This window comes from Qipengyuania sphaerica (genome assembly GCF_019711595.1).
GTDB classification, from domain to species: Bacteria; Pseudomonadota; Alphaproteobacteria; order Sphingomonadales; family Sphingomonadaceae; genus Qipengyuania; species Qipengyuania sphaerica.
Map to the genome: position 1 here is coordinate 373,374 of NZ_JAIGNR010000002.1, position 17,752 is coordinate 391,125.

Sequence of the window (17,752 nt, forward strand, 5' to 3'; positions counted from 1 at the left end):
GCGAATGGTAACTGGCCGGGGCGCCGATGAAGCTGGCACACGAACTGGCATGTCCGGGCGGGTCTGCTAGAACATCGCTATGCCAGGCACCGCCACCAAGCGACGCACGCGTCTCGACCCGGAAACCCGCCGGTCGCTCATCCTGGACAGCGCTGCGGAAATCGTGGCCGAGGAAGGCGTGGCGGTGCTGACGATGGAGACGCTGGGACGCAAGGCAGGGATCAGCAAGTCGCTGGTCTACAATTACTTCTCGAATACCCGCGAGGTACTCAGCGAACTGCTCGAACGCGAATTGCGCCGCCAGCGCCGCGCGCAGAGCAAGGCTGCGGAGAATGTGGAAACATTCGAAGGGCTGGTCCGCGCGGTGACGCACGAATACCTCAACTATATCGACGAACGCGGCCTAATCATCGAACGGCTGCAGTCCGAACCGTCGGTCAGCGCAATTCATGACCCGACCGAATATGGCCGTGACGGCGCCGTGGAATATCTCGCGGCCATTGCCGCCCGGCATTTCGACCTCCCGCCCGAAATCGCGCATGCCGTGACCGATATCAGCTTCGGGCTTCCCGCAAATGCCGGGGCTTACCTGCTGAGGCGCGAAATTGGATTGGCCGAGCTGGAAGATCTCACCTCTACCATGATAATCGGCGCATTTGCCGCGATCCGTTCGGATTACATGGCCCGCAAGCACCCGCTTCGACAAGACTGACCGGGTCGCCCACTCCAACGGGAAAAATCGATTGCCCGCCATCGCGGATTGGTTGGGCCATACCAACTGTACATATGGACAATAACGAACCTGCTTGCGCCAAGCCGTACTGGAAAGCATGGGAGCAGCAATGACTGCCAAGCGTAGACTCGCCATTATCGGCTGCGGGATGATGGGCCGCGAGCATATGCGCAATATCGCGCTTGTGAGTGACACCGAACTGGTTGCCATCGCCGATCCGTACGCGGGTTCGCGTGAGGAAGCTCGCGCCCTTGCGCTGTCACTGGGGCAGCATCCGGAATTCTACGATACAGGCGCCGCCTTGATGGAGGAAGCCAGTCCCGATGCGGTTATCATCGCCTCCCCCAATCACACCCATTTCGACGTCCTGGGACAGGTGATGCCCCATGAGGTGGCGATTCTTGTCGAAAAGCCGCTGTGCACGACCGTGGCGCATGCGCGCGAAATCGCGCAGCGTGCGGCCGCGTATCCCCCCCTGTTCTGGGTCGGCCTCGAATACCGCTTCATGCCGCCGGTGACGCGTTTCGTGGAACGGGTACATGGCGGCGAAACGGGCGATGTCCGGATGCTCTATGTTCGCGAGCATCGCTTTCCCTTTCTCCCCAAGGTCGGCGACTGGAACCGCTTCAACCGCAACACCGGTGGTACGCTGGTGGAAAAATGCTGCCATTTCTTCGACCTCATGCGGCACACGCTGCAAGACGAGCCGGTACGCATCTTCGCCAGCGGCGGGCAGGATGTGAACCACCTCGACGAGCGATATGATGGCGAGGTGCCGGACATCCTCGACAACGCCTTCGTGACAGTGGATTTCGCCAGAGGGGCGCGCGCAGTGCTCGACCTGTGCATGTTCGCCGAAGGGGCCGAGCAGCAGGAGGAAATTTACGCGCTGGGCGCCCGGGGGCGTCTCGACGTCGCCATCCCCGCTGCGGAAGTCACCTGGTCCCCACGCGACCGCAGTGGGCCTCTGGTCGAGAAGGTCGAAACCCCGCGAGACGCGCTGGCGGCAGGTGACCATCACGGCGCGACATACTTCCAGCTGCGCCATTTCCTCGATGCACTGGACACCGGTGGACCGCCGCAACTGACCGCGTTCGACGGATTGCGCTCGGTCCAGATGGGCGCAGCGGCCCAGCAATCGATCGCCAGCGGGCAACCCGTCGCGCTCGATTTCACCGACAATGGAGACGAACTTGCCTGATACCATCCCCGCCATCGGTTTCGGATTCTGGAAGGTCGCGCGCGATGATGCGGCCGACGTCGCATATGAAGCCATCCGCGCTGGCTATCGCCATCTCGATTGCGCCGCGGACTACGGCAACGAAATCGAGGTCGGCCAGGGGATCGCCCGCGCCATCGAAGACGGGTTGGTCACGCGCGACGACCTGTGGGTCACCTCCAAGCTCTGGAACACCTTCCACGCACCGAAACATGTCGAGGAAGGCTGCCGCAAGTCGATGGGCGACCTCGGCCTCGACTACCTCGACCTCTATCTGATCCATTTCCCAATCGCGCTCGAATATGTGCCGATCGAGACCCGCTACCCGCCCGAATGGGTTCACGATCCCGAAGCATCGGATCCAGCAATGCGCCGCGCCAGGGTGCCGCTACACAAGACCTGGGAGGCAATGGAAGGACTGGTCCGGGTCGGCCTGACCCGGCGTATCGGAGTGTGCAATTACAATTCCGGCCTGCTCCACGATCTGATGAGCTATGCGGAGGTCCAACCCTATGCGCTCCAGATCGAAGCGCACCCCTACCTCGTACAGGACAAGTTGATCAGGCTGGCGAAAGATTACGGCCTCGAGGTCACGGCCTTCTCCCCGCTCGGCGCGCTTTCCTATGTCGAACTCGACATGGCCGGGAAAAGCGACAGCGTGCTGACCGAGGATGTGGTGGCACGCGCAGCCCAGTCGCATGGCAAAACGCCGGCACAGGTGGTGCTGCGCTGGGGCATTCAGCGCGGCACTTCGATCATTCCGAAGACATCCAAGCCGGAACGGATGCGCGAGAATCTCGACATCTTCGATTTCGAACTGAGCGAGGCCGAAATGCAGGCGATCTCGGCGCTCGACCAGGGCCGGCGCTTCAACGATCCGGGCATCTTCACCGAAAAGGCTTTCGGCACCTTCAATCCGATCTACGACTGAGGCGACGAGAATGGACAGCAATCCGGCGATAGTGGCAGGCAGCGGCAATCTTGCCGAGCACCTCGGCAAGGCAAAGGCAGCGATCGATGCGCAGCTCGCGGAAAAAGGCGCCGTCCTGTTTCGGGGCTTCGACGTTCCCGATCCCTTCGCTTTCGATGCTGCCGTCGCGGGCTATGGCGAGCCGGGTTTCACCTATGAGGAATCGCTCAGCAATGCGGTACGGGTCAATGTGACCGAGCGCGTGTTCACCGCCAACGAAGCGCCCCCTTCGACCACGATCTTCCTCCACCACGAAATGGCGCAGACCCCGCTCTATCCGAGCAAGCTGTTCTTCTATTGCGAAGTGGCCCCGGACGAAGGCGGGGCGACGCCGCTATGCCGCTCCGACCATCTTTTTGCGCGACTCGAAGACGCGGATCCGCAAATCGCCTCCGCCTTCGAGACGCGCGGGGTGCGCTATTCAAATGTCATGCCCGGCGAGAACGACGCGGCAAGCGGCCAGGGCCGTAGCTGGCGCAGCACCCTCGGCGTGGACACACGTGAAGAGGCCGAGGCTCGACTGGCGAACCTCGGCTACGAATGGGAATGGCGCGGTGACGACAGCCTGCGTGCGCGAACGCCTGTCTTGCCCGCCGTCCGCGAACTCGGCGATGGCCGGAAAAGCTTCTTCAACCAGCTGATCGCGGCATTTTGTGGCTGGTCCGACATCCGCAACGATCCCGCGCGTACGGTCACCTTCGGCGATGGCGAACCGATTACGCATGAGCATATGGCTGGCGCAATCTCACTGTCCGAAGAACTGACCTACGACCACGCCTGGCAGGCAGGCGATGTGGTGCTGGTCGACAACTTCACCGTGATGCACGGGCGCAAGCCCTTCTCCGGAAAGCGCAGGGTGCTCGCTTCGCTTATCGGGTGATCGAAGCCCGACGCAGGGCCCAGAACCAAACGAGCAGATTGGCGAGCAGAAGCGCGGCCATCAAAGCCTGAAAGACGATAGTAGCGGTCCCAGCGCCTGCGACGCCGAGGGGTGAGAAAACAAGGTAAAGCCCGACCACACAGGACAGCAGCGTAAAGGCTGTCGGCCGTGCGAAGCGCCAGGGGGTAAGGTCCACTTCCTCGCGGCTCGGCGCAACATAGGGCTGCGCACGCGGAGCAAGGTAGCCGCATGCCAGCATGATCCCGACTTCGATCACGAAAAGCACCGCGTACTGATGGATGAAGTGAAGTGTCACCACATCATCGAAAACGAACCGCAGCAAACCGTAGGCAATGACGTGGAAGAGTATGACCAGCTTCGCCCCGATCGCCGGAACACGCCGGGTGAACAGGCCCATGATCACGATCACCACAGTCGGAATGTTGTAGAAGCCGGTGAAGATGCGCACAATCTGCCACAGGCCTTCCTCGGCGAAGTAGAGCAGCGGCGCGACGCCGAACGAGAATAGCGCGATGACCACGCTGGCGATCTTGGCGACCCGCACCAGATGCGCATCGCTCACCTCGCCGCCGCGCGCGGGGGCATAGACGTCGAGCGTGAAAAGCGTCGCCGCGCTGTTCAGCAGCGAGTTGAACGAACTGAACACCGCGCCGAGCAGCACCGCCAGGAAAACGCCCGTCAGCGAAGCCGGCAACACATCCTCGATCAGGCGCGGATAGGCCTGGTCGATGGTGCCTAGGCCGGGGCCGTATAGGTGGAAGGCGATGACCCCGGGGATCATCATCATTAGTGGCACCAGGACCTTGAAGAAGCCGGAAGCGAGAACGCCCTTCTGGCCTTCGGCAAGCGATCGCGCGCCGAGCGTGCGCTGGATTACGTACTGGTTGGTGCACCAGTAAAAGAGGTTGGCGAAAATCATCCCGGTAAAAATGGTGCCGAAAGGCGTCGGGTCATCGGCGGACCCGATTGCATTCAGCTTTTCGGGGTGCTCGGCCAGTAGCCGGTCGAGCCCCGCGCCGAAATCTCCATTGCCTAGCGCAACCATACCCAGGACCGGGACGAGAAGGCCAATGAAGAGCAGCCCGATGCCGTTCAGCGTGTCCGACACTGCAACCGCCCTCAGCCCGCCGAAAATGGCGTAGGCAGCGCCCGTCGCGCCGATCAGCATCACGGTAAGGAACAGCGATGGGAAGATATCTAGCCCGCTCAACCGCGGCACGTCGAAGAACTGCATCACCGCGAGCGAGCCGGAATAGAGCACCGACGGGATAGTCACGAGCCCATAGCCGAGCATGAACAACACGACCGACATGCGGCGGACCATGGGGTCGAAGCGGTCCGCAAGAAACTCAGGGAGCGTGGTGAATGCCCCGGCCAGATACCTCGGCAGGAAAAGGAACGCCATCGCCACCGTCGCAACGGCTGCAGTTACTTCCCAAGCCATGCTCGAGAGGTTGAAACCGTAGGCAGAGCCGTTGAGGCCGATCAATTGCTCGGCGGAAAGGTTGGTCAGCAACAGGGATCCGGCGATGAACCCCGCCGTCAGCCCCCTGCCCGCGAGGAAATATCCATCGCGGGTTTCCACCGTCCCGCGCGTCTTTCGCCAGCTGACCCACGCAATGAACGCCATCACGGCAATGCAACTGACGAGAGTGTAGGCTAGCGTGCCGACCATCAAGTGGTGCTAGCGAACAGGGTGGGCGTCGGCGAGGACAAAGTTACCGATATTCTTGGTACGATAGACGCCACGCCTTGCGATTACTGCTTTCTCGCAAATTCAGCGGGCCTCCAGGGACCCGATAAGCAGAGGTTCCCATTCGCCCACTCCCTGATCCCAGAACGGGAAGGTATTGGCGTAGGCCCAGACACAGATTCCGACGCCGGTACCGGCAAAGGCCTGGCTAACGGCCCGGTGATATTCCACGCGCTCTTCTACCGAGACGTGCTTCCCGTAAGCCCCCGTTTCACCCATAAATGGCACCTTCCCGGTGCGCTCGGTGTAGGCTCTGACCTTTTCCACATCCGCGACGAGGCGCTCTTTGTCTTCGGGTCCACCATATCGGCGACCGGGCGGTGGAATATCCGGAGCAACCCATTCGGCACCCTGATGGGTGAAAGCGAATGGTTCGTAATAATGGAAAGTCGGAATCACGTTGGGATCATCGGGTAGGTGCAGCGTTGCGAGCGAGTCGATCCCGCTCCAGTTTTCTCCCCCGATGATGACTGGCCGATCGGGGTTGGTTTCCCGCACCGCCGCGAGCGATGGAGCGAGCGTTTCCAGCAGGTTGGAATCGTCGAAATTGCCATGCGGCTCGTTTTCCAGCTCGAACCAGAGTCGTTCCGTTGGACGGTCGGCAAAGCGTGCAGCGATCTGCTTCCAGACACCGCCGTGCCACTCCGCGGTACCGAGCGGGTCCTCGTAGATCGGGTCGAAATGGTGGCTGTTGAGGATGACATTGAGGTCGCTCGCCAGGGCCCAGTCGACAACCTGTTCCACACGCGCCATCCACGCAGGATCGACGGTGTAAGGCGGCGTATCCAGCGATTTGTTATGCCAGCGCACGGGGATCCTGACCGTATCGAAACCGGCAGCCGCGATACGCTCGAAGTCGGCCTGCTCGATCAGCTTGCCTCCCCAGGATCCTTCCTGGTGGGCCTCAAGCATGTTGCCCATGTTGATGCAGGTGCCAACAGGTAAGGACGCCGCTGGGCGGGGTGCGCCAGCACCTTCTACGCTTGTACAGGCCGATTGTGCGAAGAAGGCCAGAACGGCTACCGACAACCCAATCTTCTTCATGCCTTGGCTCCTCCCCCGTCGCCATCTTTCCCGGCCGTTTCCGGTCTCGTCCTGCCTTCTTAAAGACCGCTTCGCAGGAATCGATACCATATCAGCGGGAGAGGAAGGACACCCTCTAAAGCGGGAACGCACTCCTGCCATGAGAACGGCATTGCATTGTTCCTGAATACCAATTCATCCGCCCCCTTTTTCTCGATCGAACGCAATATTCGGTTACAAGAGCAGGTAAGAGATGGTCTTTCCTTACTCGATCTTCGACCAAGGCGAGACTAGGGAAATCTCCAAGGGGGGGCGGGAGTGAGGCTGACAAATATTGCCATCGCCATTGCAGCGGCGAGTATGCCGCTCGCTGGTCTGTCGGCGGGCGACAAAGCTTCCGCTGAAGCGGACAAGTCGTATGGCACTTGCCAACCTGGCGCCAGCCAACGGGTCTCGTCCCTGCTGGCCCGGATGACCCTCGATGAAAAGATCGGCCAGCTGGTCCAGCGAGCAGGTGGACGGTCGAAAAACCTGAATTCGAGGCTTGGTCCCGAAGAACTCGAACGCGTGCGACGCGGAGAGGTGGGTTCTTATCTGCATGTCGCCGGAGCCGAGCCCTTGCGCGAATTGCAGCGTGTGGCGGTAGAGGAAAGCCGGTTGGGCATCCCCCTCCTTTTCTCGATGGACGTAGTCCACGGATATCGAACGATTTTCCCCGTGCCGCTCGGCATCGCGGCGAGCTGGGACCCGATGGCAGCCGAGGAACACGCCAGGATTGCCGCGCGCGAAGCGGCGGCCTCGGGTTTGCACTGGACTTTCGCACCGATGGTCGACATCGCCCGCGATGCGCGCTGGGGCCGGATTGTCGAGGGGTCTGGCGAGGACGCCTATCTGGGCAGTGCCATGGCGGCCGCCCAGGTCCACGGTTTCCAGGGCGAGGACCTCTCCGACAGCGCCACGATCATGGCCACGACAAAGCATTTCGGTGCCTATGGTGCGGCCGAGGGTGGACGTGACTATGCAGGGGCGGATATTTCCGAGCGGACGCTGCGCGAAAGCTATTTGCCTCCCTTTCGAGCCGCAGCCGATGCCGGCACGGCCAGCTACATGACTGCCTTCAACGCCGTCGGCGGAGTGCCGACGACCGCCAACAAGCAACTGCTGAACGATCTCCTGCGTGGGGAGTGGGGCTATTGCGGCGTTCTGCTGTCCGACTGGCGCGCGATCGAGGAACTTATGGCGCACGGGGTCGCGGGAACCCGCAGCGATGCGGCGCGCCTTGCCCTCGAGGCCGGTGTCGACATGGACATGGTCGCCGATGTCTTCGGTGCGGACCTGAAGACTGCGATTGAGGCAAGGCCTTCGCTAGAGCATCAACTCGATGCTGCCGTCACGCGAATATTGGTCGCGAAGGAGAAGCTCGGCCTGTTCGATGATCCCTTGGCCTATCACGACACCGCTCGCGAAGCGGAAGTGATACTGACCGAGGATCACCGCGCTGCTGCGCGCCGGATCGCCGAACGATCCTTCGTTTTGCTCAAGAATGACAGCGCGACCTTACCCCTTGCAGGACAAGGCCAACGTGTCGCCTTGATCGGAGCGCTTGCCGACGATGCCCTCTCCCAACTCGGTTCGTGGCGCGCGCAGGGAAAGGCCGAGGATGTTGTCACCCTTCGCGCCGCCTTGCAGGAGGCCCTGCCGGGAACGAGCTATACCGCCGGCGCAGACAGCCGCAGCGACGATGCTAGCGGTATAGCGGCTGCAGTACGCGCGGCCCACAACGCCGATGTTGTCGTCATTGCGCTGGGTGAAGACTACGACTGGTCCGGTGAAGCGCGGGCGCGCAGCGAACTGACATTGCCGGGCAGGCAGCTCGAGCTCTTCCGTGCTGTCAAGCAAGCCGGCAAGCCGATCGTTGTCGTTCTCATGGGCGGGAGGCCCCTGGCGATACCCGAAATTGCTGAAGAGGCTGATGCAGTGCTGGCGACATGGTTGTCCGGGATCGAGGCCGGACCCGCCATCACGGCCACGCTGCTCGGAAATGCGAACCCGGGTGGCAAATTGCCAGCAACCTTCCCGCGGCGAACAGGGCAGGTCCCTTTCACCTATGATCACCTTCCCAGCGGGCGACCGGCAGATCCGGACCTGTCGAAAGACACTGCCCGCTATATGGATTTGCCGATTTCGCCCCAATACGCCTTTGGCCACGGACTGAGCTACACCACCTTCGATTACGGGGCAGCGGCTCTGAGCGCAGCGTCAATCCCGGCGCAAGGTGGCAAAATCACCGTCAGCCTGCGCGTTACCAACACCGGCGAGCGCGCAGGCGACGAGGTGGTCCAGCTCTATATGCGCGATCCGGTCGCTTCCGTGTCGCGCCCGGTCATGCAATTGCGCGGCTTCGCACGCGTTGCGCTCACAGCAGGGGAGACCAAGACGGTCAGCTTCACCCTCGATTCCGGGCAGTTTGCGCTGTGGAGCCTCGATGAGAAGTGGCTGATCGAGCCGGGTGCGATCGAACTGATGATCGGCAGCGCCTCCGACGACATCCGCAGTCGCGCAAGTTTCGAGATTGTCGGAAGCGCGAAAGGCAAGCAGTCGCCTGCCTCGATATTGACGCAGTCCGCGGTGGTGACCACCCAACAGGCAAACAGGTTCTTGCCTGGCGGTGCGGAGCTCGAAACTCTCGCCGAGGGCTTCCAGTGGTCGGAAGGCCCGGTCTGGATAACGGGCCCCGACGGCGGATACCTGCTGTTCTCCGATGTCCCGGCAAACAAGGCTTACAAATGGTCGCAGCACGAGGGCCTGTCGGTGTGGCTCGCCCCCTCTGGCTATGCCGGCGCCGACGCTGCAAGCTTCCGCGAAGCGGGGAGCAACGGGCTGATCCGTGCAGGCAGGCCGGGCTACATCCTTATGGCCGATCACGGGAATCGGGGGCTGTTCGAAGTCGACCTTGCTACGAAAGAGAAGCGCCTGCTCACCTCGGAATACGCAGGTGAGCCTTTCAACAGCCCCAACGACCTTGCGCTGGCAAGCGACGGGACGATCTATTTCACCGACCCACCCTATGGTCTTGCCGGACAGGACCAGTCTGAGCTCAAGCGACAGAAACAAAACGGCGTCTATGCGTTGGCTCCCGATGGAAAGGTGACACTGCTGGAGGCCAGCCTGTCACGGCCCAATGGCATAGCGCTGTCTCCGGACGAACAGACGCTTTACGTCGCAAACAGCGATCCCGAGCGGGCGATCTGGGTGCGTTACCGGCGAGAGGGCGCCGGCTGGGGAGCGAGAGAAGTCCTGTTCGATGCCACCGGCATGGTAGGCGAGAATGCGCCTGGATTGCCCGACGGTATGGCGATCGCCGCAGACGGAACGCTGTTCGCGACCGGCCCCGGCGGCGTGCATCTGATCGCACCCGACGGAACCCATCTCGGCATGATCCGCACGCCGCGGGCGGTAGCCAACGTCACCTTCGGAGGAAGCGACGGGAAGGTGCTCTACCTCACCGTGCACGACAAACTGATGCGGATCCCCGTCACTATCACCGGAGCGGATTTCGCACGATGATACCGCTGCTGGCGATTGCAGGGATCATCGCGCTGCTGCTTGTGCTGGTCCTGAAGTTTCGCTGGCCGGCCTTTCTCGCGCTGATCGCCTGTTCACTCGTCGGTGGGCTGGCACTCGGACTCCCTGGCGAAGCGGTATTGAGCTCGATCCAGTCCGGCATGGGCGGAACGCTGGGCTTCGTCGCGGTGATCGTCGGGCTCGGCGCGCTGATAGGGGCCATACTCGAATCCAGCGGCGGAATTGGTGCGTTGGCAGATCGCTTGACGCAGCGCGGCGACGTCGCCCGCAGTCGGTATTCGCTCGGCTTTCTCGGTGTACTGGTCGGCATACCGATATTTTTCGACGTAGCTTTCATAATACTTTTTCCGTTCATCCTTGCCCTCGCGCGAAGGCTGGAGGTCAAACCGGTAACCCTTGCCATACCGCTTCTTGCGGGGCTGGCGGTCGGACACAGTTTCATACCGCCGACGCCCGGCCCGATAGCTGTGGCAGGACTCATCTCGGCCGATATCGGACTGGTCATTCTTGCCGGCCTCGCAACCGGAGTGCCCGCAATGCTGGTGGGTGGGCCCCTGTTCGTGCGGTTCGCCGCCGGCCATTTGGACGATGGCCTTTCCGGAGAAGATGCTGCCCCAAAACCACCGCAGGATGGCCGCCTTGGTCGGTTGGCCGCCGCTTCTGCTATCGTCATTCTCGTCCCGCTCGCGCTGATGGTAGGTGCAGCTGCGATACGATTTGCCCTGCCGGGTTCCCCGTTTTCCAAGATCACGGATTTCCTTGGCCATCCCTTTACCGCACTGCTGCTTGCGTGCTTGTTGGCAATGGTTCTTTTTTCGCGCATTCCGGGCGTCCGGCATCACGACATTCGCGAAGCGATGGCGAGAGCGTTCGAGCCGGCGGGGATTATCGTTCTCGTTACCGGCGCAGGCGGAGCGCTGAAGCAGGTTCTCGTCGATAGCGAAGGCGGACAGGCACTGGCCGATACCCTTGCCGGTACCGGTCTCCCCATCCTGTTGCTGAGCTTTGCCATCGCCGCAGCCATGCGGATCAGCCAGGGCAGCGCGACCGTCGCAATGGTTACCGCAGCAGGCCTCACGGCCCCCTTGCTCCAAGTGTCGCCGGTTTCAGCATGGCAGACGGCGTTACTGGTCGCCGCAATCGGTAGCGGGGCCACACTTGCCAGCCATATCAACGATAGCGGGTTTTGGCTGGTTAATCGCTACCTCGAACAGGAGACCGGCGAAACTCTGCGCAGCTGGACCATCGCCTCGACGCTGGTCGGCGTGACGGGATTGGTGATGTGCGCCCTGCTATGGCAAATCGGATGAGGCGAGCATGAGCTCGGCTTGCCCGATAATCTGCAGCGGTGAACCCTCGGCATCGAGCACCAGCAGATCATCGCCCATTTCCCAAGCAGCAAGCTGCGACGCAAGCAAGCTGGCAGGCATAAAGTGGTCGCGCCTCTCCGAGAGCCGTTGGGTCAGGGTTTCCTCCGAAGCCTGGAGAAGTAGGAAGATCACTCGCTTTTCACTACCGGACCTGATCCAATCGCGGACCTGACGAGAGAGCGCCGAGCAGGACACGACAACATCGCCGGAATGCGCATTGGAAGCGTGACATAATGCCTCGATCCAGGACTTGCGGTCGCTATCCTGCAGAGGCTTGCCAGAGGCCATCTTTGCGACATTGGCCGGGCCATGAAAATCATCACCCTCCAAGAAATGCAGACCAAGCCGTTCCGCCAAACCGCGTCCCACCGTCGACTTACCGCTCCCGGACACGCCAGCGATTACGATTAGTCGAGCTGCTTTCATATGTTAGGCCCATACGGGTCTCGAGCGCGCGAGCCAACGGTCTGACATCGGCGGTCGCGCCAATTCCTGTTTCATACCGCCACATCGAACCGCCGTCCAAGACGCTCATGATCTCGAACACTTCATGGCAGAACACATGAGATCGGCCTACATAGGGACACGACAAAAAGCCCGCTGGAAGCAGCGGGCTGACACTCTTTGTTATTTTTGGGAAGACGGTGGTTGCGGGGGTTGGATTTGAACCAACGACCTTCAGGTTATGAGCCTGACGAGCTACCGGACTGCTCCACCCCGCGGCACCGTGTGTTCGTCTTGGCCATGGAGGCCAGAGACGAAAAAACCGCCGCGCGGTATGCACCGGCAGCGGCTTTTGAAATCGTGAATGGGTTTATACCACATGCCCGCCGGCTTTAATGCCTGGCGACGACCTACTCTTCCAGTGCTTGAGCACTAGTACCATCGGCGCTGTCCGGTTTCACGGCCGAGTTCGAGATGGGATCGGGTGGGTCACAGACGCTAAGGTCACCAAGCAATAGAGCTGGCGGACATGGGTTTAAATCGATGCTTTGAGCTTTTCTGGGCTTATCCGGCTAGAGTTTCCTCCACCTCTCGGACAGCACAGGGCTGTCGTTGATGGTATGGATCCTACAAGCGCGAAAAGAACTATTAGGACCGGTTAGCTCCACACATTACTGCGCTTCCACACCCGGCCTATCAACGTCGTGGTCTACGACGGTTCGAAGATACCTTATCTTAAGGGAGGCTTCCCGCTTAGATGCTTTCAGCGGTTATCCCGTCCGTGCATAGCTACCCTGCGGCACCCTTGGCAGGATGACAGGTACACCAGAGGCACGTTCACCCCGGTCCTCTCGTACTAGGGGCAACTCCTTTCAAGTATCGACGCCCACGGCAGATAGGGACCAAACTGTCTCGCGACGTTCTGAACCCAGCTCACGTACCACTTTAATTGGCGAACAGCCAAACCCTTGGGACCTGCTCCAGCCCCAGGATGTGATGAGCCGACATCGAGGTGCCAAACGATTCCGTCGATATGAGCTCTTGGGAATCATCAGCCTGTTATCCCCGGCGTACCTTTTATCCGTTGAGCGATGGCCCTTCCACGAGGGACCACCGGATCACTATGACCGACTTTCGTCTCTGCTCGACTCGTCAGTCTCGCAGTCAGGCAGGCTTATGCCATTGCACTCTTGCAGACGGTTTCCAACCGTCCTGAGCCTACCATCGCGCGCCTCCGTTACTCTTTAGGAGGCGACCGCCCCAGTCAAACTACCCGCCACAGAGGGTCCCACTACCGGATAACGGTAGCTGGTTAGACATCAGAAAACAGCAGGGTGGTATTTCACCTATGGCTCCACGAGAACTGGCGCTCTCGCTTCAAAGCCTCCCACCTATGCTACACAACTCTTTCCTAATGCCACTCTGAAGCTGCAGTAAAGGTGCACGGGGTCTTTCCGTCTAACCGCGGGTACTCCGCATCTTCACGGAGAATTCAATTTCGCTGAGCATATCCTGGAGACAGTGGGGAAGTCGTTACGCCATTCGTGCAGGTCGGAACTTACCCGACAAGGAATTTCGCTACCTTAGGACCGTTATAGTTACGGCCGCCGTTTACTCGGGCTTCAATTCGGAGCTTGCACTCCTCCTCTTAACCTTCGAGCACCGGGCAGGCGTCACACCCTATACGTCGTCTTGAAGCCGACTTAGCAGAGTGCTGTGTTTTTGCTAAACAGTCGCTACCCCCTGGCCTGTGCCCCCTGAAAAGAGTTGCCTCGATCCAGGGCCTCCTTCTTCCGAAGGTACGGAGGCAATTTGCCGAGTTCCTTCAGGATACTTCTCTCAAGCGCCTTGGTATACTCTACCTGACCACCTGTGTCGGTTTCGGGTACGGTCTATAGTGAAGAGGCTATTTCCTGGAACAGTCTGGCTGCCCAACCAATCCAATAAGGTTGAACAACTTCCACCATCCGTCACACATCTTCAGGCCCACGAATATTTACGTGGTTCCCATCGACTACCCCCTTCGGGCTCGTCTTAGGGGCCGGCTAACCCTGCGCCGATTAGCGTTGCGCAGGAACCCTTGGTCTTTCGGCGACAGGGCATCTCACCCTGTTTGTCGCTACTCATGTCAGCATTCGCACTTCCGATACGTCCAGCGTCGGTTACCCTTCGCCTTCACTCGCTTACGGAACGCTCCGCTACCGCTGCAGTAAACTGCAACCCTAAGCTTCGGTGCATATCTTTAGCCCCGTTACATCTTCGCCGCAGGAACCCTTATTTAGACCAGTGAGCTGTTACGCTTTCTTTAAAGGATGGCTGCTTCTAAGCCAACCTCCTGGTTGTTTTGGGATTCCCACATGCTTTCCCACTTAGATATGACTTGGGGACCTTAGCTGTAGGTTAGGGCTGTTTCCCTTTTGACGACGGACCTTAGCACCCGCCGTCTGTCTGCCGGATAAGACTCGATGGTATTCGGAGTTTGGTTAGGTTTGGTACCGCTCGCGCAGCCCTAGCCCATCCAGTGCTCTACCCCCATCGGCATACATCCGACGCTCTACCTCAATAGATTTCGCGGAGAACCAGCTATTTCCCGGCTTGATTGGCCTTTCACCCCTAAACACAGCTCATCCGAGAATTTTTCAACATTCACCGGTTCGGTCCTCCAGTGCGTGTTACCGCACCTTCAACCTGGCCATGCCTAGATCGCCGGGGTTCGGGTCTAATCCATCATACTCAGTCGCCCTATTCAGACTCGCTTTCGCTGCGCCTACACCTAACGGCTTAAGCTTGCATGGTAGATTAAGTCACTGACCCATTATGCAAGAGGTACGCTGTCACCCCCTATGGGGCTCCAACTGCTTGTAAGCATCCGGTTTCAGGTACTGTTTCACTCCCCTAATCGGGGTGCTTTTCACCTTTCCCTCACGGTACTGTGTTCGCTATCGGTCATGTGCGAGTATTTAGGCTTGGAGGGTGGTCCCCCCATGTTCAGACAGGATTTCACGTGTCCCGCCCTACTCGAATCTTCTTCGGTCACTTTCGCATACGGGGCTGTCACCCACTATGGCCACTCTTTCCAAAGTGTTTTGCTAATTAACGAAGAAGCATTGGCCTGGTCCCGGTTCGCTCGCCACTACTACGGGAATCTCTGTTGATGTCTTTTCCTCCGGGTACTGAGATGTTTCAGTTCCCCGGGTTCGCTTCACCAAACCTATGTATTCAGTCTGGTGATACCCTATCCACCTCTTTCCGGCCGACCCGAAGGTCGATCGAAAGGAAATGGTGAGGGTGGGTTTCCCCATTCGGAAATCGCCGGATCAAAGATTGCTCACATCTCCCCGACGCTTATCGCAGCGTGCCACGTCCTTCATCGCCTGCACATGCCAAGGCATCCACCAAATGCTCTTACCTCACGCTTGAGAATCCACACCATCAACGACAAGCCTGCATAAAAGCTGCGTTGGGATAGGTGCGGAGGAATATCTCAGCCAGATAATCGTTTGATTGATCTTGTTGTGATGCACAGCTTGCATGATCTGCCCGAAGGCAAACCGTACAATCCATGCGCCACGGCATCGATTTAAAAACCCATTCACAATGTCAAAGAGCGGTGGTCGAAACCACCTAACCGCCAGATGCGGTATCTGTTTTCGTTTCATCTATCGGATTGCATTACCTGGTGGAGCCTATCGGGATCGAACCGATGACCCCCTGCTTGCAAAGCAGGTGCTCTCCCAGCTGAGCTAAGGCCCCGTAAGACCAGGTAAATGGTAGGCCCGAGTGGATTTGAACCACCGACCTCACCCTTATCAGGGGTGCGCTCTAACCAACTGAGCTACGGGCCTATGCGCCAGCGCGGGCCTTGCGGCCGCAGGCGGCATGAGCCAGCTCAGGCAAACAGCATCTAACGAGGCTATGCCCGTTAGGCTGTATCCGATTGATGAAAGGACATGAGGACGACGGCAATGTTCTTTGGAAATCGCGAAGCACTTCCGATGGCTAGCACCGGCGCTTTCGTGATCATCCTTAGAAAGGAGGTGATCCAGCCGCAGGTTCCCCTACGGCTACCTTGTTACGACTTCACCCCAGTCGCTGAACCCACCGTGGTCGGCTGCCTCCTAAAAGGTTAGCGCACCGCCTTCGGGTGAATCCAACTCCCATGGTGTGACGGGCGGTGTGTACAAGGCCTGGGAACGTATTCACCGCGGCATGCTGATCCGCGATTACTAGCGATTCCGCCTTCATGCTCTCGAGTTGCAGAGAACAATCCGAACTGAGACATCTTTTGGAGATTAGCTAACCCTCGCGGGATCGCTGCTCACTGTAGATGCCATTGTAGCACGTGTGTAGCCCAGCCTGTAAGGGCCATGAGGACTTGACGTCATCCCCACCTTCCTCCGGCTTATCACCGGCAGTTTCCTTAAAGTGCCCAACTAAATGATGGCAACTAAGGACGAGGGTTGCGCTCGTTGCGGGACTTAACCCAACATCTCACGACACGAGCTGACGACAGCCATGCAGCACCTGTCACTAGGTCCCCGAAGGGAAGGAGTCTGTCTCCAGAAACCGTCCTAGGATGTCAAAGGCTGGTAAGGTTCTGCGCGTTGCTTCGAATTAAACCACATGCTCCACCGCTTGTGCAGGCCCCCGTCAATTCCTTTGAGTTTTAATCTTGCGACCGTACTCCCCAGGCGGATAACTTAATGCGTTAGCTGCGCCACCCAAGTTCTATGAACCCAAGCAGCTAGTTATCATCGTTTACGGCGTGGACTACCAGGGTATCTAATCCTGTTTGCTCCCCACGCTTTCGCACCTCAGCGTCAATAACTGTCCAGTGAGTCGCCTTCGCCACTGGTGTTCTTCCGAATATCTACGAATTTCACCTCTACACTCGGAATTCCACTCACCTCTCCAGTATTCTAGCCATCCAGTTTCAAGGGCAGTTCCGGGGTTGAGCCCCGGGATTTCACCCCTGACTTGAAAAGCCGCCTACGCGCGCTTTACGCCCAGTAATTCCGAACAACGCTAGCTCCCTCCGTATTACCGCGGCTGCTGGCACGGAGTTAGCCGGAGCTTATTCTCCAGGTACTGTCATTATCATCCCTGGTAAAAGAGCTTTACAACCCTAAGGCCTTCATCACTCACGCGGCATTGCTGGATCAGGCTTTCGCCCATTGTCCAATATTCCCCACTGCTGCCTCCCGTAGGAGTCTGGGCCGTGTCTCAGTCCCAGTGTGGCTGATCATCCTCTCAGACCAGCTATAGATCGTCGACTTGGTAGGCCATTACCCCACCAACTATCTAATCTAACGCGGGCCCATCTAAAGGCGATAAATCTTTGGTCCGAAGACATTATCCGGTATTAGCTCAAATTTCTCTGAGTTATTCCGAACCTAAAGGCAGGTTCCCACGCGTTACGCACCCGTGCGCCACTAACCCCGAAGGGTTCGTTCGACTTGCATGTGTTAGGCATGCCGCCAGCGTTCGTTCTGAGCCAGGATCAAACTCTCAAGTTTGTGTCACATACTAAACAGACACGGGGAAAACCCCGCTAACCTGCTTGGCATGAGCTTCAAGGAGCCGATACCTGCACTGTCAAACGTAATGGATACGAATGAACATGCATCATCACGACCAGACTGTGGAGCCTGGAAGGATGTGGCAATCGGCTTGAATTAACCGGTACTCGGAGCCTTGAGGTCCCCGGACCGGGCGCCGTCGCCCACATGTCCCTTCATCAAAAACTAACAATGT

Annotated in this window: 9 protein-coding genes, 3 tRNA genes and 3 rRNA genes; 6 read left to right on the forward strand and 9 right to left on the reverse strand. The window is 59.2% G+C overall.

Translation table 11 applies throughout. The annotated features are described in order from the left end of the window. The first annotated feature begins 79 nt into the window (after positions 1-79). The 4 genes from K3178_RS09510 to K3178_RS09525 all read left to right on the forward strand — a co-directional run bounded on the left by K3178_RS09510 (position 80) and on the right by K3178_RS09525 (position 3,802). Positions 80-712 (forward strand): TetR/AcrR family transcriptional regulator, encoded by a 633-nt coding sequence (locus tag K3178_RS09510; RefSeq protein WP_221571156.1) that lies wholly within the window; start codon positions 80-82, stop codon positions 710-712. A 130-nt stretch (positions 713-842) separates the two neighbouring features. Continuing rightward, positions 843-1,934: a Gfo/Idh/MocA family protein gene (locus K3178_RS09515; protein WP_221571157.1), complete on the forward strand. Its 1,092-nt coding sequence runs from the start codon at positions 843-845 to the stop codon at positions 1,932-1,934. Further along, positions 1,927-2,883 carry an aldo/keto reductase gene (locus K3178_RS09520; protein WP_221571158.1) on the forward strand — a complete coding sequence of 319 codons (957 nt, stop codon included), beginning with the start codon at positions 1,927-1,929 and terminating at the stop codon, positions 2,881-2,883. The genes K3178_RS09515 and K3178_RS09520 overlap by 8 nt, the downstream gene beginning before the upstream one ends. A gap of 10 nt (positions 2,884-2,893) precedes the next feature. Beyond that, positions 2,894-3,802, forward strand: a complete 909-nt coding sequence (locus K3178_RS09525; RefSeq protein ID WP_221571159.1) for a TauD/TfdA family dioxygenase — start codon at positions 2,894-2,896, stop codon at positions 3,800-3,802. Here the strand turns inward: K3178_RS09525 and K3178_RS09530 are convergent. Both K3178_RS09530 and K3178_RS09535 read right to left on the reverse strand, forming a co-directional pair. Continuing rightward, positions 3,792-5,498: a solute:sodium symporter family transporter gene (locus tag K3178_RS09530; protein ID WP_221571160.1), complete on the reverse strand. Its 1,707-nt coding sequence runs from the start codon at positions 5,496-5,498 to the stop codon at positions 3,792-3,794. The two genes, K3178_RS09525 and K3178_RS09530, sit on opposite strands and share 11 nt — an antisense overlap. Before the next feature lie 102 nt (positions 5,499-5,600). Continuing rightward, complete coding sequence (locus tag K3178_RS09535; RefSeq protein ID WP_221571161.1) at positions 5,601-6,620, reverse strand: glycoside hydrolase family 5 protein; 1,020 nt, start codon at positions 6,618-6,620, stop codon at positions 5,601-5,603. Between the two features lie 450 nt (positions 6,621-7,070). On the opposite strand from K3178_RS09535, the gene K3178_RS09540 reads away from it, so the two are divergent. Both K3178_RS09540 and K3178_RS09545 read left to right on the forward strand, forming a co-directional pair. Then, complete coding sequence (locus K3178_RS09540; protein ID WP_221571162.1) at positions 7,071-10,166, forward strand: glycoside hydrolase family 3 N-terminal domain-containing protein; 3,096 nt, start codon at positions 7,071-7,073, stop codon at positions 10,164-10,166. Beyond that, positions 10,163-11,494 carry a GntP family permease gene (locus tag K3178_RS09545; RefSeq protein ID WP_221571163.1) on the forward strand — a complete coding sequence of 444 codons (1,332 nt, stop codon included), beginning with the start codon at positions 10,163-10,165 and terminating at the stop codon, positions 11,492-11,494. Before K3178_RS09540 ends, K3178_RS09545 begins: the two co-directional genes overlap by 4 nt. Here the strand turns inward: K3178_RS09545 and K3178_RS09550 are convergent. From K3178_RS09550 to K3178_RS09580, 7 genes are all read right to left on the reverse strand, one after another. Next, complete coding sequence (locus tag K3178_RS09550; protein WP_221571164.1) at positions 11,477-11,980, reverse strand: gluconokinase; 504 nt, start codon at positions 11,978-11,980, stop codon at positions 11,477-11,479. The genes K3178_RS09545 and K3178_RS09550 overlap by 18 nt on opposite strands. A gap of 219 nt (positions 11,981-12,199) precedes the next feature. Then, a tRNA-Met gene (locus tag K3178_RS09555) sits at positions 12,200-12,276 on the reverse strand. A 119-nt stretch (positions 12,277-12,395) separates the two neighbouring features. Next, positions 12,396-12,510 (reverse strand): 5S ribosomal RNA (gene rrf, locus K3178_RS09560). Between the two features lie 116 nt (positions 12,511-12,626). Continuing rightward, a 23S ribosomal RNA gene (locus tag K3178_RS09565) occupies positions 12,627-15,417 on the reverse strand. Between the two features lie 258 nt (positions 15,418-15,675). Next, positions 15,676-15,751 (reverse strand) — tRNA-Ala (locus K3178_RS09570). 15 nt (positions 15,752-15,766) lie between these two features. Continuing rightward, a tRNA-Ile gene (locus K3178_RS09575) sits at positions 15,767-15,843 on the reverse strand. Between the two features lie 185 nt (positions 15,844-16,028). Beyond that, a 16S ribosomal RNA gene (locus K3178_RS09580) occupies positions 16,029-17,514 on the reverse strand. Together the 16S, 23S and 5S rRNA genes with 3 tRNA genes alongside form the textbook arrangement of a ribosomal RNA operon. Between the last annotated feature and the right edge of the window lie 238 nt (positions 17,515-17,752).